The following is a 19,514-nucleotide window of genomic DNA, read 5'->3' as shown; positions in this document are numbered from 1 at the left end:
TGTTGCAAAAAAATCTAATCAACTTATGGCCGTGCATAATTGGCGAGGGCTGACTCAATCAATCGATAGAAGATTGCGAGGTCACCGACAATGGCGATCGATATTTATGCTCCCTCCGAGTTTGATAACTTAGAACCCGAAGAGGTCAAACTTTTCGATCTCGTCAACGAATATCGGGCAGAAAACGGTTTACCTGCCATTCGCCTCTCAAAAGCACTCACCCTGGTCGCAAACCGTCACGTTCTCGATTTAGCGGAAAATATCGGACGGGTCACTCACGATTGGAGTGATGCTTCATTTTCAAATAACCCTAATGTGATGTGGAATGCTCCACAAAGGTTCAACACGGATTATCCCGGTCTAGGTTACGAAAATGTCATGGGTTATCCCGGTTTTAATGGCCCTGACATGACTGCCGAAGTTGCTCTCGATGGCTGGAAAAATAGCACTGAGGGTCATCGGCAAGTTATTCTCAATCAACCCGGTCCAAATGGAGACTGGAGTCAACGCAACTGGAATGCATTAGGGGTTGGTATTTACGAAGGATATGCTGTTTTATGGTTTGGTGAAGAAGGCGATCCGACCGGAGAACCTACGCGAGATCCGATCGCTCCTCCCGTCACGTCTTTAAAACCGGAACAACCCGTTCCACCACCACTGCCACTGCCACCGAGTGAACCAGTCAATGTAACACCACCAATTGAACAACCCGTTCCACCGCCACCGCCACCGCCACCGCCGATACCAGGGGTGACCCCACCGACCGAACAACCTGTTCCGGCGATACCAGAGGTAACCCCACCGAGATCGGAGATAACTACCATTCCTTTGCAAGGGATTTATCGTTTTTTCGATACCCTGACGGGAACTCATTTTTATACGGCATCGCCAAAGGAACGGGATAATATCAGAAATAGTTTGCCGCAATATAATTATGAGGGCAGCAGTTTTTCTACTCCTGCGGTTCCGACGTCGGAGACTGCACCGATTCACCGTTTTTTCAATACCCAAACGGGAACGCACTTTTTTACGATTTCCGAACAGGAGATGAACCAAGTTCGCTCTACCCTACCCCAATACAATTACGAAGGGGTGGCGTATCAGGCATATCCTGAGTCGGGATTGGGAACGACACCGCTTTATCGGTTTTTCAATGCGGTGACGGGGACGCATTTCTATACGCCATCGGCAGAAGAGCGCGATGTCGTGATGGAGAGCTTACCGAATTATAATTATGAAGGGGTGGCCTATCATGTTTTTGCGATGTGACGGGCGGGTTTAAGTGAGAAAAGCTGACAGGGGCGATCGCCGCCTACTTTATACACAAGATCTCAACGCCTCGGCCAATTCGATCGCCGACGGATAGCGATCGCTCGGTCGCGGTTGGGTCACCTGGGTAATCGTAGCGGCGACCTCGGGAGGAATCCTCGGATCTGAGGCGATATTAAAGCCGTAACCGTCTGGCAGCAGGCGATAAAACTTCTGAGGACTCTCCCCAGTCAGCAAAAAGATTAAAGTCGCCCCGATCGCGTATAAATCCGACTGAATCAGGGGTTCGCCGCGATTTTGTTCCGGGGCGGTATAGTCCGGCGCGCCGATGCAAGTTCCCGGTGCGGTGCCAATTTCTTTAACGGCGCCAAAATCCAAAACCACGATCCGATTGTCGAGGTTGCGAACTAACAAATTGGCGGGCTTGATATCTCTGTGTATAATCGGCGGCGCTTGCGAGTGGATATAATCCAAGACCTCACAAGTTTGTAACATCCAATCGATCGCCTGGGGCAAGATAATCGGGCCTTGTCGAAACACCCGGCGTTCCAAATCTTCGCCGTGGATCATCTCCATCGCCAAATATTTCTTGCCCTGTTCCACAAAAAAATCGAAAAACTTGGGAATTCCGGGATGATTTAACCCTTCTAAAATCCGGGCTTCTCGCTCGAATAACTCGATCGCCTTGGGAATGCGGGTCATGTCGGCATTCATTTCCTTCAACACCAGCACTTGCGGGCGTCCGCCATCCGGTAAGGAAGGAGTACAGGCGAGGTAAGTGGTTCCCATCCCGCCTTGTCCGAGGGTTTTCAACACCCGATACTGGCGGATCGTGCGATCGACGTGAATCGGTTCGCCGCAGTGAATGCAAAACAGGGTATTGGGCGGGTTGTTCTCGTGGATACAAGCCCCTTGCGACGGCGCCGAAGCCGACACGCCGGGGACGGTCGCACTCAAGCCAACCTGTAAAATTGGACCGCCTCGGGCGAGTTGAATCAAACAACGGTCTGCGAGCCAAATTTGAGAAACTAACTGACCGTTCACAAAAGTGCCGTTCGTCCCGTGACTGATTAACTGCCAACCCGCGACCCCCGCCGTGCGTTGGAGGCGACGCAATTCGAGATGGTGTCGGGAAACCACCGGATCGTCTAGCACAATTTCGTTATCCGGGGCGCGACCGACCCGAATTAGGGACTCGAGATCGAAATGCCATTGTTGTTGGGGCGCTCGATGGCGCGCGTCCAATAAGCTCAGGACAATCACGGCGATGCCTCCCTCAGTCCGATTCGACTAAAGCCCGAACGACGATCGCGGTGATATTGTCGTGACCGTTGTAAGTATTGGCCAAATCGATCAGGCTGCGGACGCCGCGATCGAGATTGGCGTCGCGATCGAGGAGGGGGGCCACGTGAGTTTCCGTGTGAGTTTCCAACAGATCGTTATCGGTGAGTCCGTCGGAGGCGAGAATAAATAAAGTATCTTCGCTCAAGTCGAGAAAAGCCACGTCCGGTCTGACAAAATCTTCATTGCGCGGGCCGAGGGCTTGGGTGAGCTGGTAAGCATCGGGACGAGAGTAGGCGGTTTCGGGATCGATCCCCCGTTGAATTTCGCGCTGGCCGACTTCGTGATCTAACGTAAGCTGTTCGAGTCCTTCGTCGTGGGTAAAGCGATAGAGGCGACTGTCGCCGACGTGGGCGATCGCCGCTTGGGCTTCTTGCACCAATACCATCACCAAAGTGGTTCCCATGCGGGCGCTGCCGTCGCGGTCTTCGAGTTGGTTGCGCTGGTAGATCGCCTGATTGGCCGTCAGTACGCCATCGCGGATCGTGGTCGCATTGGGGAGGGACAGACGCCAGTGACGTTTGAAATAGTCTTGCAAGGTTTCTACGGCGAGGGCGCTGGCAATTTCGCCCCCGGCATGACCGCCCATCCCGTCGCAGAGAATGTAAGTACCGCGATAGCCGACCGATCGCGATCGCGAACTCTGCTTGCGGCTGTGTTGGGTTTCGAGACCGAAATCGTCCTCGTTGTGGGTGCGCTGCCGTCCGATATCCGTGGCTCCGGCAGCTTCCAGCGAAACCAAGCGCATCGGCATGACCATGGTCACGTCCGCATCGTCGTCATTGTCGAAGTCAACCTCTGACTCGCTGAAAGGATAGGAGAACGCGGGACGACGATCGCCGATCGCGTCGAGGGTGATTTGCAATTCGGCGATCGTTTCGATTTCTCCCGCTTCCAGGCGATCGATCGCCTCCGTCAGCGCTTCCCAAATCCGGGCGCCACTTTCCTCTTGGGGCGGTTGGCGATCGCCGATAAAGACCGTTTGCCACACTCGCCCTAACTCGGGCAAAGTGGGAGGATCGAGGGGATCGTCCGCGTAAAGCCGTTGCAGACACAACAGTTCGTCTTCTGCATCGACGCGCAAATTCGATCGTTCGAGCAGGGTTTGACAGCAGTTCCATGGTTCTAACGCCGCCCACAATTGGCTCATTTCCTGGAGCCAGTGCAGGATTTGCAACGGATCTTCTGTGTCCTTTTGCGGGCGATCGATCGCCTGGGGCAGGTGGGAGCGGTCTTCGAGGAGCAACACCGCGCGATCGTCCTGCTGCCACGCATCGTGAATGCCGCTTAGAAGCGGGTAAAATTCCGAGTGCAAGGCTAAATGGGCTTTGGCTAATTCCGGAATCGCCAACGTCCAGCCCGGATTGCCGAGATTGAGCGATCGCTCGAAGCTCTCCCGGCCAAATTGTTCGAGGGGTTGGGCATTTAAGGCGATTAACGGGGATTGTTGCAAGGGCTGACAATCTAACACTTTGACCTCGATCTCGCTTTTGACCTGTTCTGACAACGGCATCGGTTCGAGTAACCGATAGCGTCGTTGGGCATCGAGATAAGCTCCGATTTCCGTCTCGCTCGTTACGATTTCGGGAGTTCGGGAGGCTTGCGGTTCCTCCTCGGAGCGGTTCGGGGCGATCGCCTCCTCTGCTTCCTCCTCTGCTTCTTCCCCCTCGACCCGTTCCGTTTCCTCTTCTGGCGCGAGCTCGACCGCCGCGCCCTCCTCGGGAATCTCGGCATCCAGGGACTCCGTCGCTCCCTCTAGGGGCGTTTCCTCCTCTACAGTTTCCGCCTCGATTGCGGGCGGTTGCGTTTCCAAGACATCCGGGAGTTCGATGGGGGACTCGTCAAGCTGGGGCATGGGTTCGCTAACGGTGGCGGCGTCTTCCTCCAAGTTCGTCCCTGGAGAGGCCAGATCTTCGACTTCAACGCCGGACTCGCGCAAGACGATCGCCCGCCAGATTTGACCCGTCAGCGCCTTACACTCGTGACAGTGCAGCTCGCCAAGCGGCACTCGCGCCCCGCACTGCGGACAATTTTTGTGGGTCAGAGAGTTCCCGCAATTTTGACAAAAGTTATTGGTGTTGGGGTTTTCAAACTGACAGTGGGGACAGACTAGCATGGTGCAATTTCCAATCTGAAAGGCGACACGGCAATCCTAGAACTGGCACGGAACGAGGCGCCCGATCGCGTGGGGTTCTCAAATGACGGCTATTGAAAACAGTCTACGCCAAACCGAGAATCCTGGCAGGAGGGACGGCAAAATGGCAGCTTTGTCGCGACCCGATCCGGAGAGCGATCGCCCCAGGTTCTGCAAAAGTTCCCCGACCGCCGCGAGATCGTCTGAAGAAGTAAATATAGATGCACTCCTAGTCGCCCCTAGCCGCAATACGCTAGGGGGTTTTTTGCGTTCGTCCTTTTCCCCCTTGCGGCATTCTCCCTCGCGGCCCCGCAAGATGACAAGGCGATCGCCGCGACGATTTCAGGCAAGTTTATCCGATAAAAATTTAAAATTAATATGGCTCTATTGCTCTTCAAACCTGAGAAGAAAGGGTTAACAATTTAGCCATATTTCCGATTTTTATGCACGAAATACCCGCCCGCGATTCTCCGGCTCGGACCCTAGGCGAACGCCCCCGGGGAACTGCCGCCGGGTTCCGTTAACCCACCGAAAAATAGGGGCGACGAGGGGAAAAGGGCGTGATAGAATGAAACGTTGGATTTTTGATAGTCGTTCGGTTCAATTCTGAAGGCTGAATCTAAAAGATTTGGCCGAGAAGAGTTCTCGTCTTGCCATCGAAATCTACTAGAAAATGTCTAGAAATTGTAACATTAACTACTGAAATAGCGCGAATATGAACTCCGATATCCGTATTTTAATGTGTTCTCCAAAACACTACGACGTGGATTATGTGATTAATCCCTGGATGGAGGGGAACATTCACAAATCCTCGCGCGATCGCGCCGTCGAACAGTGGCAGAACCTGTATTCGATCCTCAAAGAGCAAGCGATCGTCGATTTAGTCGATCCTCAACCGGGCTGGCCCGATATGGTCTTTACCGCCAATGCGGGCTTAGTCTTGGGCAGTTCCGTCGTCCTCAGCCGCTTTTTCCACCCCGAACGGCAAGGAGAAGAACCCCACTTCAAAGAATGGTTCGAACGACAAGGATATAACGTTTACGAACTTCCCAAAGACTTGCCCTTTGAAGGGGCGGGCGACGCCTTGCTCGATCGCGAAGGACGCTGGTTGTGGGCGGGTTACGGGTTCCGTTCCGAACTCGATTCCCATTCCTATTTAGCCAAATGGCTCGATATCGAAGTCGTTTCCTTGCAACTGGTAGACGAGCGCTTCTATCACCTCGATACCTGTTTTTGTCCGTTAAGCAACGGCTACTTACTGTATTATCCTCCCGCTTTCGATTTTTACTCGAATCGGATTATCGAAATGCGGGTTCCCGAACACAAGCGCATTGTCGTCGGCGAGGCAGACGCGATTAATTTTGCCTGCAATGCGGTCAACGTCGAGCGGACGATCGTTATGAATAAAGTCAGTAACGACCTCAAAGATCGTCTCGCACAAGTCGGTTTTGAAGTCATCCAAACCCAACTGAGCGAATTTATTAAAGCCGGAGGGGCCGCGAAATGTTTAACCCTCCGCACTACGGAACCGATGGACGTGGCGATCCACGCCAACAGCCCCGTGGAAAGCCGAACCGTGCGCCTGGAAGGGCACTTACTCGACTCCGGAGCGATCAATCGGGCGTTAGATTTAATTGTCGAAGGGGGGGGCAGTTTCCAAGTTCTCAACTTCCAACTCGGGGAACAGCGACAAAGTACGTCTACGGCGGAAATTAAAGTGTCGGCCCCTTCTCACGGCATTTTAGAAGAGATTTTGTCTCAGTTAATTCCCTTGGGAGCGGTAGACTTACCCGAAGCGGAACGCAATGCTGAATTGCTCCCGGTGGAACAGGCGGGAGTGGCACCGGATGACTTCTACGTGAGTACGATTTACCCCACCGAGGTGCGGATTGACGGTCGCTGGGTGAAGGTGCAAAATCAGCGTATGGACGGCGCGATCGCCGTGACCCGATCGCCCTCCGGTCCGGTGGCGCGCTGCAAACTGTTGCGCGATCTCGAAGTCGGGGAAGAAGTCGTCGTCGATGTCGTCGGGATCCGCACGATCCGCAAAACGGCCCAGCGCGATCGCGACAAACACGAATTTAGTTTTATGTCCGGCAATGTTTCCAGCGAACGGCGGGTCGAACTCGTCGTCGAACAAGTCGCCTGGGAGTTGCGGCAAATTCGCGATCGCGGCGGTAAAGTCGTCGTCACCGCCGGGCCGGTCGTCATCCATACCGGAGGCGGCGACCACTTGGCCCAATTAATCCGCGAAGGTTACGTTCAAGCGCTCCTCGGCGGGAACGCGATCGCCGTTCACGATATCGAACAAGCCTTGATGGGAACTTCCCTCGGCGTCGATATGAAACGAGGGGTCGCCGTTCGCGGCGGACACCGCCACCACCTCAAAACGATCAACACGATCCGTCGCTGTGGCAATATCACCAAAGCCGTGGAACAAGGGGTTCTCACCCGGGGCGTATTTTACGAATGCGTTAAGAACAAGGTGCCATTTGCTCTGGCGGCGTCCATTCGCGATGACGGTCCGCTCCCGGATACGGAAACCGATATCATCAAAGCTCAGGAACAATACGCCGAGTTGTTGGAAGGGGCCGATACGATCCTGATGCTTTCGACGATGTTGCACGCGATCGGGGTGGGGAATATGACCCCCGCCGGGGTGAAAATGGTCTGCGTCGATATCAACCCCGCCGTGGTTACCAAACTCAGCGATCGCGGTTCGGTGGAATCCGTCGGCGTGGTGACCGATGTCGGCTTGTTCTTGAGTTTGTTAGTCAAGCAGTTGGAGGCGTTTACCGCTCCTTATCGCGCGGTGAAAACGGCTTAATCGAGTACGCGGACGAGTGAAAAAGGGCGAGTTGGGCGATCGGTTGCCGAACTCGCCCTTTGCTGTTGCCATCCGTCAAGTCGAGCGCCTTCCGCATAGAGTGCGGGGTTTTCACGGAGTAGCTAATAGTTAACCAAAATATAGTCAGATATAAACAAGACATGGATTCTATTTCAAAAATCCCCTTCATTTTGGCTTCCAGAGATTAATTCTCCTTGGGTGAACTACGCACCTCTCTATCCCATAGCCCATAAAGGCATTTGGGAATGCTTTTCTTAAGATATTATAGGAGCCTAAGATATCCGCTTGACACAATAATCCTGTATCAGTCCGGTAAAGACCTCTTTTAATTCTTTTTCCCGTAAACTTAGGAACTTTTACCGTTTCTCCATAAACCGGAAGCGGATCTAAGTTGAAAAAGTTCGACTGACTCGTATAACTCTCTTCAGCGATCGCCACTTTAATCCCTAGTAATTGACATTTATAAGTCAACATTTCAATCAGACGGTTGAAAGGAATCCCCACAAATTTTTGGTTGTTCACTTTCCCCATCTTGGCATTTTGTTTCCAACCTTCATTTTTGCCAATCACTAAGGTGGTGATATTTCGGTTAACGAGTAGATTGACCAGATAACGGCTGGCTCGATGGAGATAGTTCTCCACTTTTTGATTTCGGCATCGAGTCAGACGCTGGATTCTTTTAGAGGTGGGTCGATTTCCTTTTAATTGGGATTGGAGAAAGGCTTTTCGTTTATTGTAGAATTGATTCAGGCTTTTTAAGGGTCTGCCATTTATCAACAGAGGAACAAAGTCCGGTTGATTAGAAGTTACAGCCATTAAAACATCTACACCTAAATCCACACTAGCGACCCATTCATTGGATTTTAATGTTGGTTCTACTTCTTCATAAATGACCTCAATGATATAACAATCGCATCGAGGAACGATTCTCACCTCCACTACTTTTTCGGCTACAGAAGTCTCCAACTCTATTTGGGTTTTTGAGCATTTGATTTTACCTTTTTTTAAAGCCACTTTACTTAGAGCCTGTTTCACGTACACCAATAATTGACGACCTTTCTGAGTGTTTTTATATTTGGGAATTTTCGGGTTGACTAAAAACTTCTCCTTGTTGACTTTGTAGGCTTGATTGGCGGCAAAAAAGGATTGCCAGTTTTTGTCTAATCCTCGTAACACCTGTTGAGAGACTTTAGCTGGTAAAGCGCGATATTGCTCCGTCTTCTGCATTAATTTATCCATCCGGTTATAGTTCAAGTAACCATGACCATAAATAAAGTTTTGACGGATTAGATAATTAGCCGCATTGTAGAGATTTTTGGAATGCCATGATAACTCATCGATCTCATCCCAAAACCTATGACCTTTTTTGATTATATGTCTTTCGACTAATTTCACTAGCGTTCCTTTAATTCGGCCATAATTTTTTCGGTTTTCCGTTTCGAGCGTCTTCATCCATAAAGACGAGAACAGAATGAAGTAATGATAGCAATTAAATCTTCCACCAATTCATCTTGTCGATCCTCGCTATGATTGACAATCTCAACGGTTTTTCCCCTCTCTTTTAACCGAATCTCAAGGTAATTTGTCCCCAACCTCGCCAAACGGTCTTTATGCTCCACTATCAATATATCGTAATGGGAATCGGTTAAAACCTTAGCCAATTTTGGACGATTATCATTTAAACCACTGCCAATTTCTTTGACGACTTTATAAATTTGATAGCCTCTGGCAATAGCATAATCTTTTAAGCGTTCCGCTTGTCGCTCAAGGTGATCTTTATTTTCTGCACTAGAGACTCTGGCATAAATACAGGCCATTCTCTCGGTTTTCTTCTTCCCTTCTTCGGTAATGATAATTGTTCCCGAAGTTGATAGCCCGTTAGATGACCTTTTTGCCACCATCTCCACGCCGTTTGATAACTCACCCCGGCTTTTTTGGCATAGTCTGAGAGTTTCATGGTTATATCTTAACAGGAATGACTATACTTGACTATGTATTTAGTTAAACTTTAAAATACCATTTTTCTAAAACCTCGATCTCTCTCATTATTTTTGAAAATCGGTATAAACTCTAAAATCCCACATCTCTCACTGCCATTCTCCTTGCAAGACAAACGCGGCCCAGTAAAAGGGCGATCGCCATTGTTCGTCATTCCACATTTCCAATTGAGCGGCCCGTAATGCTGCTGCCGGAGCGAGCTTGTCCGCGAGCATTTTTTGATAGAATTTCCCCATTAAAACGGAGGTGCCTTCGTCGTTGACACTCCACAACGAGACGACAACGCGCTGCGCCCCGGCATACATAAACCCTCGGGTCAAACCGACGATTCCTTCCCCGCGAATATCTTGGCCCAATCCCGTCTCACAAGCGCTCAACACCACCATTTCTACAGGCCATTGTAGATTGTAGACATCGTGCAAGCGTAAAAAACCATTCTCCGGTTCTCCCTCGGGATTGACCAGAGACAGGATCAGCCCGGATAATTCGGGATTGACGCTATTGAGGAAGCCGTGAGTGGCTAGATGAATGATGCGATAGTCGGCGAGGCGATCGCTGGCGACGGTCTCCCGGTTCGCTTCAAAATCCAACGCCTGATAACTTTCCGATTCCGGTACGAGTGAAAGTATCTTTTTAACTTCGTCTCTTGTATAAATCAAACGGGACGGGGGGAGACTGATGCCAACCCCATTCGCCGATCGCGTCAGCACGGCGAGATCGGCGCTGGCTAGGGTCTCGCTCTCCTGTCCGGCGATCGGCGCTTCCGGGTTTAAGCGCGCGTCGTCGGATGCAAACACCGGATCGGCGATCGCGGCGATCGTCTTACTCGGACGGGGGCGATCGTCCGCATCCCGGCGCAAAATCGAGAGGGTAGATGCCGAGGGCAAATTGACGATTTCGTGTTCCACGAGTAACGGCGTCCAGTTCGGCGGATCGATCGCCCGTCCCGGAATCGGCAATGCTGCAAAGGGTACGTATTGCAAGGCTCCGTCGGCGACGACGAGCAAGCGTTGTCCCTCCAGTTCGGCGGCGATCGGGTCGAGAATTATCTCACTAAGTTTTAAAGCAGCTCCCGCGACCCGCGCCTCGTTATGCCGAATTTTAGGATCGATCGCCGCTTTGCGGAACTCCCGTGCTGCCTCTTCAATCTCGTTCCGAGAGGGTAATATATAAGTTTTTAATTCCGTTTTGCTCACAACCCATAGATAGCTGCGTTCGGTACCGAGGGCATATTCTAATAACAAGGTCTCCTCATCGAGGATGTCGCGCTGGATTTGTTCGAGGGTCAGGGTTTCCGGTTGCGTAAGGTCGGCGTAACGCGGACTGGTCGCGCGGATTTGCGCTTGTAGGTCTTTGTATTCTTGAACCAGCCGATCGAGTTCGGCGGCGATCGCCGCAGCTTGTTCGCGGGTATGTTCCCCGGAAAGTAATTCGACTTGAGTTTGCGCGGTGCGATCGATCTGGGATTGCAACTCTCGCTCGCGATCGAGCAATTGCGGGTCTACTCCCTGGCGGATGTCCGTGTTCGCTTCCGCCAGCAACTCGATCAACGATCGCGCCCGGGCCGCTTCGCTGATGGCGAGGGCTTGGGCGTCGTATCCCGCCTCCGGTTGCTGTTGATGCAGTTGCATCAAAACGTCGATATATAATTCATAATATATTTGCTGCGAGGAAAAGAACGTGGTTCGTAAATCCTCCGAGGCGATCGTGGCGCGACGATTTTCGATGAGGGCGATCGCCTCTTCAATCGAGGTTAACCCTCGTTGGAATTGACCCCGTTGCAGTTCTAAAGAAGCTAAATTATACAGTGCTACCGCTTGACCGGAATCGACGCCAGTTTGACGGTAAAGAGCTAAAGCTTCTTGGTGGTACTGAATGGCGCGATCGAAGTCTTTGAGGTAAACATTATGAATATACCCAAGGTTATTCAAGATCGTGGCTTCGCTGGAGAGATCTCCCGTCTCCCGGGCTAACGATAGCGATTCTTCGTAAACCGCCAACGCTTTCTCCCAATCGCCTAACGCATCGTAGACCGCCGCGATATTACTCAACGTTGCGGCTTGATGCTGACGGGATCCACCGATCGCCAAAGATTGATGGTAATATTCGAGGGCTTGTTCCGATTCTCCCAAATCCGAATACACTTTACCGATCCCGTGCAGGGCTAACGATTCGATGTCGGAATAGTTGTGGGTACGGGCGATCGGCAGCGATCGCTCGTAGTATTCTAGAGCCTGTTCGTGGGATCCCAAATCCGAATAAACGGCGCCGATTCCGTGTAGAGTCAGGGCTTGGGTGAAAAAATCTCCTGCAGCTTCGGAGAGAGGAAGCGCTTCAGTGAAATAGTCCAGAGCGGTTTGTGAGTCGTCTAAATGAGAGTAGGCATTTCCAATATAGTATAAACTGAGCGCTTCGGCTTTCCCGTCTTCTAATTCGCGGTAAATCGCTAAAGCTTGATTAAACTCTTCGAGTGCCCGTTCGTATTGAGTAGAAGACGAGTAAGCGGAACCGAGATTGTTTAAAACCAGCGCTTGCGAACGTCGATTGCCTAATTCTCGGTAAAGGTCTAAGGCTTGGGTGTAAAAGGCGATCGCGCGGTCTTTTGCTTCTAAATTCCCTACTGCTAAATCCCCTGATTCTACATGGTGATAAATATCACCAATCCGATTGAGTAACAAAGCTTCCCAATCGCGATTGTCCAAATTTTTAGCGATTTCTAAGCCGTCATTATACGCGACGAGCGCCGCTTCTGGTTCTAAACTATCACGGTAAGCGTCACCTAAATTTCCCAAAATAATCGATTGTCCCTGGAGATTTGCTGATAGACGCTCGATCTCTAATGCTTGTTGGTAATAGGCAATTGCTTGGCGATAGTCTTTCGATGCAGCATAAGCTAAAGCAGCATTATTTAGGGCGATCGCTTGTTGTTGGGAGTCACCCAGTTCTTGAAAGATCGCGATCGCTGTCTCGTAACGATCGATGGCTCTTTCATAATCTTTTAATTGCCTGAACGTATCGGCGAGATAGCGTAAGCTCAAGGCTTCCGACGAGCGATCGCCCACTTGTTGCCATAAATCTAGAGCATTTTGATAGCTTGAAATAACTTCGGAATAGTTTTCTTGCTGTTCGTACATCCAAGCCAGACGGGAGAGTAAATCGGCTTGCTCTTCGATCCGATTGAGTTGTTGGTAAATTGATAGAGAGGCTTGATAGCGCTCGATCGCTTCGTTGACTTCCCCTAAATTATCGTGGCGATCGCCGATTAATTGCAATAAAAAAGCGACGGTTTCGTAGTCCTCAATCTCTCGATAAACAGTTAACGCTTTCTCCCATTGCGCGATCGCTTCTCGCTGAGAGGTTTCGTCCGCTTCAAGATGCAGTTGATTCCCTTTCATAAACGCCCGTTCTGCTTCGACAAGCGCGCGATCGCGATCGGTCGCTTGTCGGTAACTTTCGAGGGCGATCGTGTAGTTAAATTCGGCGTCGGATTCGACGACATCGAAGGGATGAATTTCGATGATATAAACCCCTTCTTCGTCTACAATTCCGGAGATCGGTTCTTTCCCTTCAAGATGGTTGGGACTGTCCGATACGGCAATAATTTGATGTTTCAGATCGGATAAGTAAAGAACAACATCGGCGCCTTGTTGTTCGACGACAACTTTAAAATACATCCCCGAATCGAGACGGATTTGATAGGCGTGAATTTCATTCCCTGCAAGACAATCGGCGATCGCTTCACCCAGCTTAAGAATTTGAGTTTCGGGGATGACTAAATCGCGAGGATTAGGATTATTGTTAGTATTTTCAGGACAACGGGCTACCGCAGGAAGGGCGATCGAGGTAGATGTGGCGATCGCGAGTAATCCTTGAGCGGATTTAAGTAGAAGTTTCTTAAAATTTTCGTTCATGCTTTAATTTTACCCTTGAATGAGCTTGATTTTACCAATTTCGCTCGTATAGGTTTCTGTTTCGATAAAACCGTTTATTTCATAAGTGGCGATCGGTAATTGGTTCGGTTCTGGTCTAAATTCCAGTCTGAATTCTCCCGATTCGTCGGTCATAAGGATTCCTTGAAATAAAACGATCGTAGGTAAAAAGAAATGATAGCGAGAGAGTTTCCCTTTAATAGTCAAACGAACGGCTACCTCGGGAATTGTTTTACCAATTAAAGTAAATCCAGGAGTGGAAAGGCGATCGCCTGTTTGGTGACTGATAAAAATTGGAGCGAGTTTCATCAGTCCCCAATAAGCATTAGCGGCGTTATTATTAGGATCGAACCATAGCGATCGCCACAAGTCGTGAAATGATTCTTCAAACTCACCGTTCTCCGATTGGAGCTTTTTCGTCGCCCGATGTACGAAAAAACTTCCCTGAATTTGACATAAAATAATTTGAGTAAAAATGGGACTTTTAAACGGCAAACACAGATAAATCAATAAAAGCCAGTGAATTGATGGTGTTTTCTTTTCCATAACCGTACTGAATTTCCCTGAGTAGAAAAGATGCGATCGCTTTTGTTATAGCATTTCCCGAACCCATTTTAGGATCGAGGGTAAGGACACGGCAGTGCCGTATCCCTACCCTCGATCGGTCTCCTTATTTTTGACAAATGGTATTATCAGTTTTAAGTAACCAGAACGTGCGATCGCCACTGATTCTAGACCACCCTTTAAAAACTCTAAACTCTAAACTCTAAACTCTCATGCCCTTACTGCCATTCCCCTTGCAATACAAATGCCCCCCAATAGTAAGGAGATTTCCATTCTTGGCTTTCCCACATTTCCAATTGTGCGGCACGCAAAGCGGCGGTGGGCGTTAAATTATCTTGTAGCATCTTTTTGTAAAACTTCGTCATTAAAATTGACGTTCCTTTATCGTTAACATTCCACAAAGAAACGAGAACCCGACGCGCGCCACTATACATAAATCCTCGGGTCAATCCGACGAGACCTTCCCCGCGAATTTCGGCGCCCAAACCCGTTTGACAAGCACTGAGAACGATTAATTCTGCGGGTAAATTGAGGTTGTAAATTTCGTGCAACCGCAAGAATCCATCCTGTGTTTTTCCGTTTTCATCGACTAGGGAAAGTACTAAGCCAGATAATTCTGGGTTGACACTGTTGAGAAAGCCGTGAGTCGCCAAATGAACGATCTCGTAATCTTTGAGGCGATCGCCTAAAATTGTTTGACGATTGGCTTCAAAATCCAAAGCAATGTAGCGATTTTCTTCCGGAACTAAGGCTAAAATTTGCTCGGCTTCTTGGCGGGTAAATGGCAATCGACTGGGTGGAATGGCGACGCCGACTTCCCCCGCCGATCTCGATACCGCATCGCGCAGATCGGACGCCTTTTCGGAAATTGATGCGGCAGGTTGTCCCGTCAAACGCCCGTCATCGGCGGCGAACACCGGATCGGCGAGGACGGCGACCCGGGTTTTACCGCCCGGGCGATCGCGATTTTCCTCACGTAAGATAGCTAACGTCGAAGCCGAGGGCAAGTTGACAATTTCGTGTTTGACCACCAGTGGCGTTCCTCGGGGATCGTCGTCCGGCGTGTCTTCGGGAATTGGTAGGGCCGCAAACGGGATATATTGCAAGGCGCCATCGCCAACCACGAGTAAGCGACGGTCTTCGAGTAAAGGGGCCGCCGGGCCTAAAATCATGTCGCTGAGAATGCGCGCAGCCCCGGCAACGCGGAATTCATTGTAGCGAATTTTCGGATCGGTCATCGCGTCGCGGAAATTGCGGGCGGCTTTTTCGATCGCCTCCCGGGGGGGCAACTCGTAACTCGTGAGACCGTCGTGAGAGGCAACCCACAAATAACTGCGTTCCGCGCCGAAATAATATTCCAGCAATAACGTTCCTTCTTCGAGAACTCGTTGCTGGATTTGAGCAAAATCGAGAGGTTGCGGTTGGGTCAACGCCGCGTAACGCGGGGACTGAGCGCGGATTTGGGCTTGCACGTCTTCATACTCGCGCAACAGGTTATCGAGATTCTCGGCGATCGCGGCAGCTTGTTCGGGGGTATGTTGCCCGGAGAGTAACTCGATCTGCTGGCTTGCAGTGAGATCGATCTGTTCTTGCAAAGTGCGTTCCTTTTCCACCAGTGACGGGTCTACATCTTTGCGAATCTCCGTCCCCGATTCTGCCAGTAGTTCGATCAAAGACCGGGCGCGGGCGGCTTCGCTGGCGGCGAGGGCTTGGGCGTCGTACCCGGCGTCCGGTTGCTCGCGGTGCAACTGCATCAACAGGTCGATATAAAATTCGTAGTAACTTTGTTTCGAGGCGAAAAAGGAGGTTCGCAATTGCTGGCTGACCACTTTGCTGCGTAACGATTCTAAAATGCCGATCGCCCGTTCCACGCGATCGCGCGCCTCACTTAAGTTACCGCGATCGCGCTCGATTTTCGCAATTTCGTAAAGCACCTCGATTTCCGTGGACGGTCGGCCCAGTTCTCGCGCGAGATCTAACGCTTCGTTGAGGTTTTCGAGGGCTTCGGCGGGGCGATCGCCGCGCGCCCGCAAGCGCCCTAAAAACAACAAAATATCGGTTTCGGCGAGCCGATCTTTGGCGTTCGTGGCGTTATTACCACTGGCTCCTTGTCGGGCTTGTTCTAAGTAGAAAATCGCTTGTTCCCAGTCGCCGAGAGCTTCGTAGAGAATCGCTCCTTGTAAAAACAATCGCTGTTTGACATCGATCGCTTTTTGGGCGCTCGCCAGTTCTACCGCTTCTCGAAACGCGGCGATCGCCTCATTTTTACGCCCCATATCTACATAAACTAAGCTCATTTTCGCCAAAATCACCGCTTCCGATTCGCTTTGCACGAACGTCTGCAAAAATTCCGAAAATCCTTCCTGAGACAGCAGAGACGAGATCGCCGTTTGCGCCCGTTCGAGCTGTTCTTGACTGGTTTCGGAATCGGCAGCTTTTTTGAGGGCGGTTCGAGCATTTGTATAAGCTTCGATCGCCTGTTCGTAATTGCCCCAAGCGCGGTGAAATTGCCCTAAATTGATCGATAGGGTAATTTCGCGGTCGCGATCGTCGGTTTTGCGAGCTAAGGCGATCGCCCGATCGTAAGCGTCGAGGGCTTGTTGGGGTTCGGCGAGGGTGTCGTAGAGTTGGGCGATCCCGTTGAGGGCCAAGGTCGCCAATTCCGGGCGATCGGACTGTTCTAATTGCCGAGTCGCCTGTTGCAACGCTTCGATCGCCCTTTGATATTCTCCCCACTGTCGGTAAAAGTCCCCGAGTTCGAGCAAGACGTTGCCTTCTCCCGATCGATCGCCCGCTTCGCGATACAGCGATCGCGCCCGCTCGAATTGGGCGATCGCGGTTTCCCGTTTCCCTTGACTTCCATAGATTTGAGCGTTTTTGAGGGCAAAATTGGCCGCTTGCGATCGATCGTCTGTTTCTTGCTCGTAAAATTCGCCGAGTTGTTCGTAAACGGGGATCGCTAAGTTGGGTTTATCGAACATCTGTAACACTTCAGGCACCACAGGGAGAAAAGAGAGAATACTTTGCTTCTGCTCTGGCGTGATACCTTGGCGGATTTGCTCGAACGCTTTATCTACGGCGGCGAACGTGCGATCGCGATCGTCGAGATCGTCAAAGACAAATCCAGCAGTGAGTAGCAATAGCACTTCGATCTCATTGTCGGGTAACGCTTCAATTTGAGAAAACGCACTGGCGACCTTCGCCGTGGCGCGATCGTCTCGATCGAGTTTGTAAGCCAACCATCCAGCGACTAAACGCAAGCCAGCTAAAGCTTCCGGGACTTTGACGAGTTCGATCGCCTCGTCCGCGCGATCGAGCAGTTCTCGGGTGCGATCGCCGTCGCCGAAGGAATAAGCCGCCCAGGCGCTACCCAGCAGGAACGAAACCCCCCACTCCGGTTTTTCCAAACGGTTCGCCAGTTCGAGTCCGCTTTCGAGTTTGGCGATCGCATTTGTATAATCTCTCGCTTCTACATACGCCAGGGCGGCTGCACCGATAAACACGGCTTCCGAATAAAAACTACGATCGTCCGTGCGACTGAGTTCCATTTCCCGTTCGAGGAGGGCGATCGCACTCGTTAACGCTTCTTCCCGGGCGCGACTGTCCCCCAAGGTGCGATATAACTGCCCTAACTTTGCTAAAGACATCCCCAAAACAAAGGGTTTGAGGGACTGTCTCGCTTCTTCTTTCGAGTCGATCGATGTTTCATTCTCCGGCTCGATCTCATCTTGCAATCCCCCATCTTCTCCCCGAACTTCTATATTAAATTCGTATTTCAAGGTCGGTTTAATTTCATAATTTTTTTTATCCCAACCGATCGAGAATCCCAGGTTACCTTTGGGAATATCTTCCGGGTTTAAATTCCCGATACGGGCGATCGTATTTTTGTAGGCGGCGATCGCCCCTTCCACATCTCCTAATTCTTGATAGATTGCAGCTAATTCATTGAAGCTCGCCACTTGCAGCCAGCCACATCCAGCCACATCGAGACGATCGCACGCTTCCACCACTTTCTCGAATTGGGCGATCGCCTTTTGTGGTTCTTCCCACAGTCGGTATTGTCTCCCGAGATGATACTCTTCTTGAACCTTTCCCCACTCATTCCCCAGCTCTTCATAAATGGCGATCGCCCCCTTAAAATAAGCGAGTGCTTCCTCTTCTTTTTTTAGCTTCTCTGCTTCCCACTCCGAACTATCCGGTGCTTTAAAAAGCTCGCTCAAACCGAGAATGTCGTCCGGCTGTTTGGATACATTAACTAAAGAGGATAGGGGAGGTGCTTGGGGCTTTTGGTCGAGCCAACTTTCTACTGCTTTTGAAAATAAATTGCCCATCCGTCTCAAGACAGCAGCTTGTTTGAGAAAATTTTTATTTTCTGCGTATAAATTAGCCGCTCTTTCGTATTTAGGCAGAACTTGTTGTCTAAATAATTCACTTTCGGGAAATGGAGCTTCTTTAACTTCGCGATCGGCAGCTTTGACTAAAGCTAAAACGTCATTCTCGATGCGTGTTACTTCAAAGGTTACGATCGCTTGCGCCGGATTGTTCCCTGGGGTTAAATTGATAGTTGCCAGATCGAAATCTTCTAAGTTCTCCAATCGCTGAAGATCCCGCATTGCCGCCTCTTTATTAAATACAGAACCCGCCTTCGTTTCTGGATCGTCGATCGAACTTTCTAAGGTGATAAATTCGTCGATATTACTGTCGGGATTCAGATCGTCTACCACGCGAATTCGCACGGTTTCGATGACGCCTTCCGCCGCAACTAAGCTGACTACGCCATCCGGCGAAAGTTCCGAGAAGTTAATTTGTGCCAACGCATAACCCCGTTCTTGATACCATTGATTCAGGCGGAGGATATGCTCTTCTAATGCTTTAAAATTGACGATTTTGCCGTATTGAGGCGCAAAAATGTCCTCGATGACGGCTTGGGGTAGCACTTGGGTTCCTTCGACTCGCACTGTTTTCAGAATCGGATTGGGTTCGACGATAAAAGTGACCCGCACCCCTACGGGCGTATCTTCCGGGATGGCTCTCACATTGGCGAAAAATCCGGTGGCAAATACCGCGTTGATATCGTCTTGCAATCCCGATCGCGTCGTAATTCCCTGGGGTTTGAGTTCGATCGTGTCGTATACCAATTGTGCGAGGTCGCCGTCCGCGCCTTCGACGACGACCTCCGAGACTAAAACGCGCGGTTCCTCGGTCGGCGTGTCCGAGGGGGTTTGGGTTTGGGCGATCGCCGTTAATGGCGGTCCGAGTGGGGAATCGGGGGCAATGTTGACGCGGGAATCACTCGCCATTGCCGATCCGGCGATCGCCACTCCCAGGAAGAGCGGAAAAAGCTGCCATTTCACGATTAAATTGCCCAAAATTCCAACTCCCAATCGAGGCGATCGTCTTCTTTCTTTCATAAACGCGATCGTCGCAGTTT

Annotated in this window: 9 protein-coding genes; 2 read left to right on the top strand and 7 right to left on the bottom strand. The window is 50.7% G+C overall.

Features of this window, described 5'->3' with window-relative positions:
• Positions 1 to 90 precede the first annotated feature (90 nt).
• On the top strand, positions 91 to 1,269 hold the full coding sequence (locus tag HCG48_RS06550; protein WP_168568431.1) for a CAP domain-containing protein: 1,179 nt from the start codon (positions 91 to 93) through the stop codon (positions 1,267 to 1,269).
• A gap of 48 nt (positions 1,270 to 1,317) precedes the next feature.
• Here the strand turns inward: HCG48_RS06550 and HCG48_RS06545 are convergent, their stop codons facing one another.
• Entirely contained in the window at positions 1,318 to 2,532 is a 1,215-nt protein-coding gene (locus HCG48_RS06545; RefSeq protein WP_168568430.1) for a protein kinase domain-containing protein, read from the bottom strand.
• A 13-nt stretch (positions 2,533 to 2,545) separates the two neighbouring features.
• On the bottom strand, positions 2,546 to 4,726 hold the full coding sequence (locus tag HCG48_RS06540) for a serine/threonine phosphatase (protein WP_168568429.1): 2,181 nt from the start codon (positions 4,724 to 4,726) through the stop codon (positions 2,546 to 2,548).
• Positions 4,727 to 5,459: 733 nt separating this feature from the next.
• Between HCG48_RS06540 and argZ the strand changes: the two genes are divergently transcribed.
• The gene (gene argZ, locus HCG48_RS06535; protein WP_168568428.1) at positions 5,460 to 7,571 is read left to right on the top strand and encodes a bifunctional arginine dihydrolase/ornithine cyclodeaminase; all 2,112 of its coding nucleotides are present in this window, start codon (positions 5,460 to 5,462) and stop codon (positions 7,569 to 7,571) included.
• A 186-nt stretch (positions 7,572 to 7,757) separates the two neighbouring features.
• Here argZ and HCG48_RS06530 read toward each other — a convergent pair whose 3' ends face one another.
• The 5 genes from HCG48_RS06530 to HCG48_RS06510 all read right to left on the bottom strand — a co-directional run bounded on the left by HCG48_RS06530 (position 7,758) and on the right by HCG48_RS06510 (position 19,494).
• A complete protein-coding gene (locus tag HCG48_RS06530) occupies positions 7,758 to 9,044 on the bottom strand; it encodes an RNA-guided endonuclease InsQ/TnpB family protein (RefSeq protein ID WP_320415774.1) in 1,287 nt (428 codons plus the stop codon).
• Positions 9,041 to 9,493, bottom strand: a complete 453-nt coding sequence (locus HCG48_RS06525) for an IS607 family transposase (RefSeq protein WP_246260067.1) — start codon at positions 9,491 to 9,493, stop codon at positions 9,041 to 9,043. The genes HCG48_RS06530 and HCG48_RS06525 overlap by 4 nt, the downstream gene beginning before the upstream one ends.
• 186 nt (positions 9,494 to 9,679) lie before the next feature.
• A complete protein-coding gene (locus HCG48_RS06520) occupies positions 9,680 to 13,501 on the bottom strand; it encodes a DUF2225 domain-containing protein (RefSeq protein WP_168568426.1) in 3,822 nt (1,273 codons plus the stop codon).
• A gap of 9 nt (positions 13,502 to 13,510) precedes the next feature.
• Positions 13,511 to 14,065: a hypothetical protein gene (locus HCG48_RS06515; protein ID WP_168568425.1), complete on the bottom strand. Its 555-nt coding sequence runs from the start codon at positions 14,063 to 14,065 to the stop codon at positions 13,511 to 13,513.
• A 236-nt stretch (positions 14,066 to 14,301) separates the two neighbouring features.
• Positions 14,302 to 19,494 carry a CHAT domain-containing protein gene (locus HCG48_RS06510; protein WP_168568424.1) on the bottom strand — a complete coding sequence of 1,731 codons (5,193 nt, stop codon included), beginning with the start codon at positions 19,492 to 19,494 and terminating at the stop codon, positions 14,302 to 14,304.
• Positions 19,495 to 19,514: the final 20 nt, after the last annotated feature.

It is taken from the genome of Oxynema aestuarii AP17 (genome assembly GCF_012295525.1).
In the GTDB taxonomy this organism is placed as follows: Bacteria; Cyanobacteriota; Cyanobacteriia; order Cyanobacteriales; family Laspinemataceae; genus Oxynema; species Oxynema aestuarii.
This window is presented reverse-complemented; position numbering and strand designations above follow the sequence as displayed.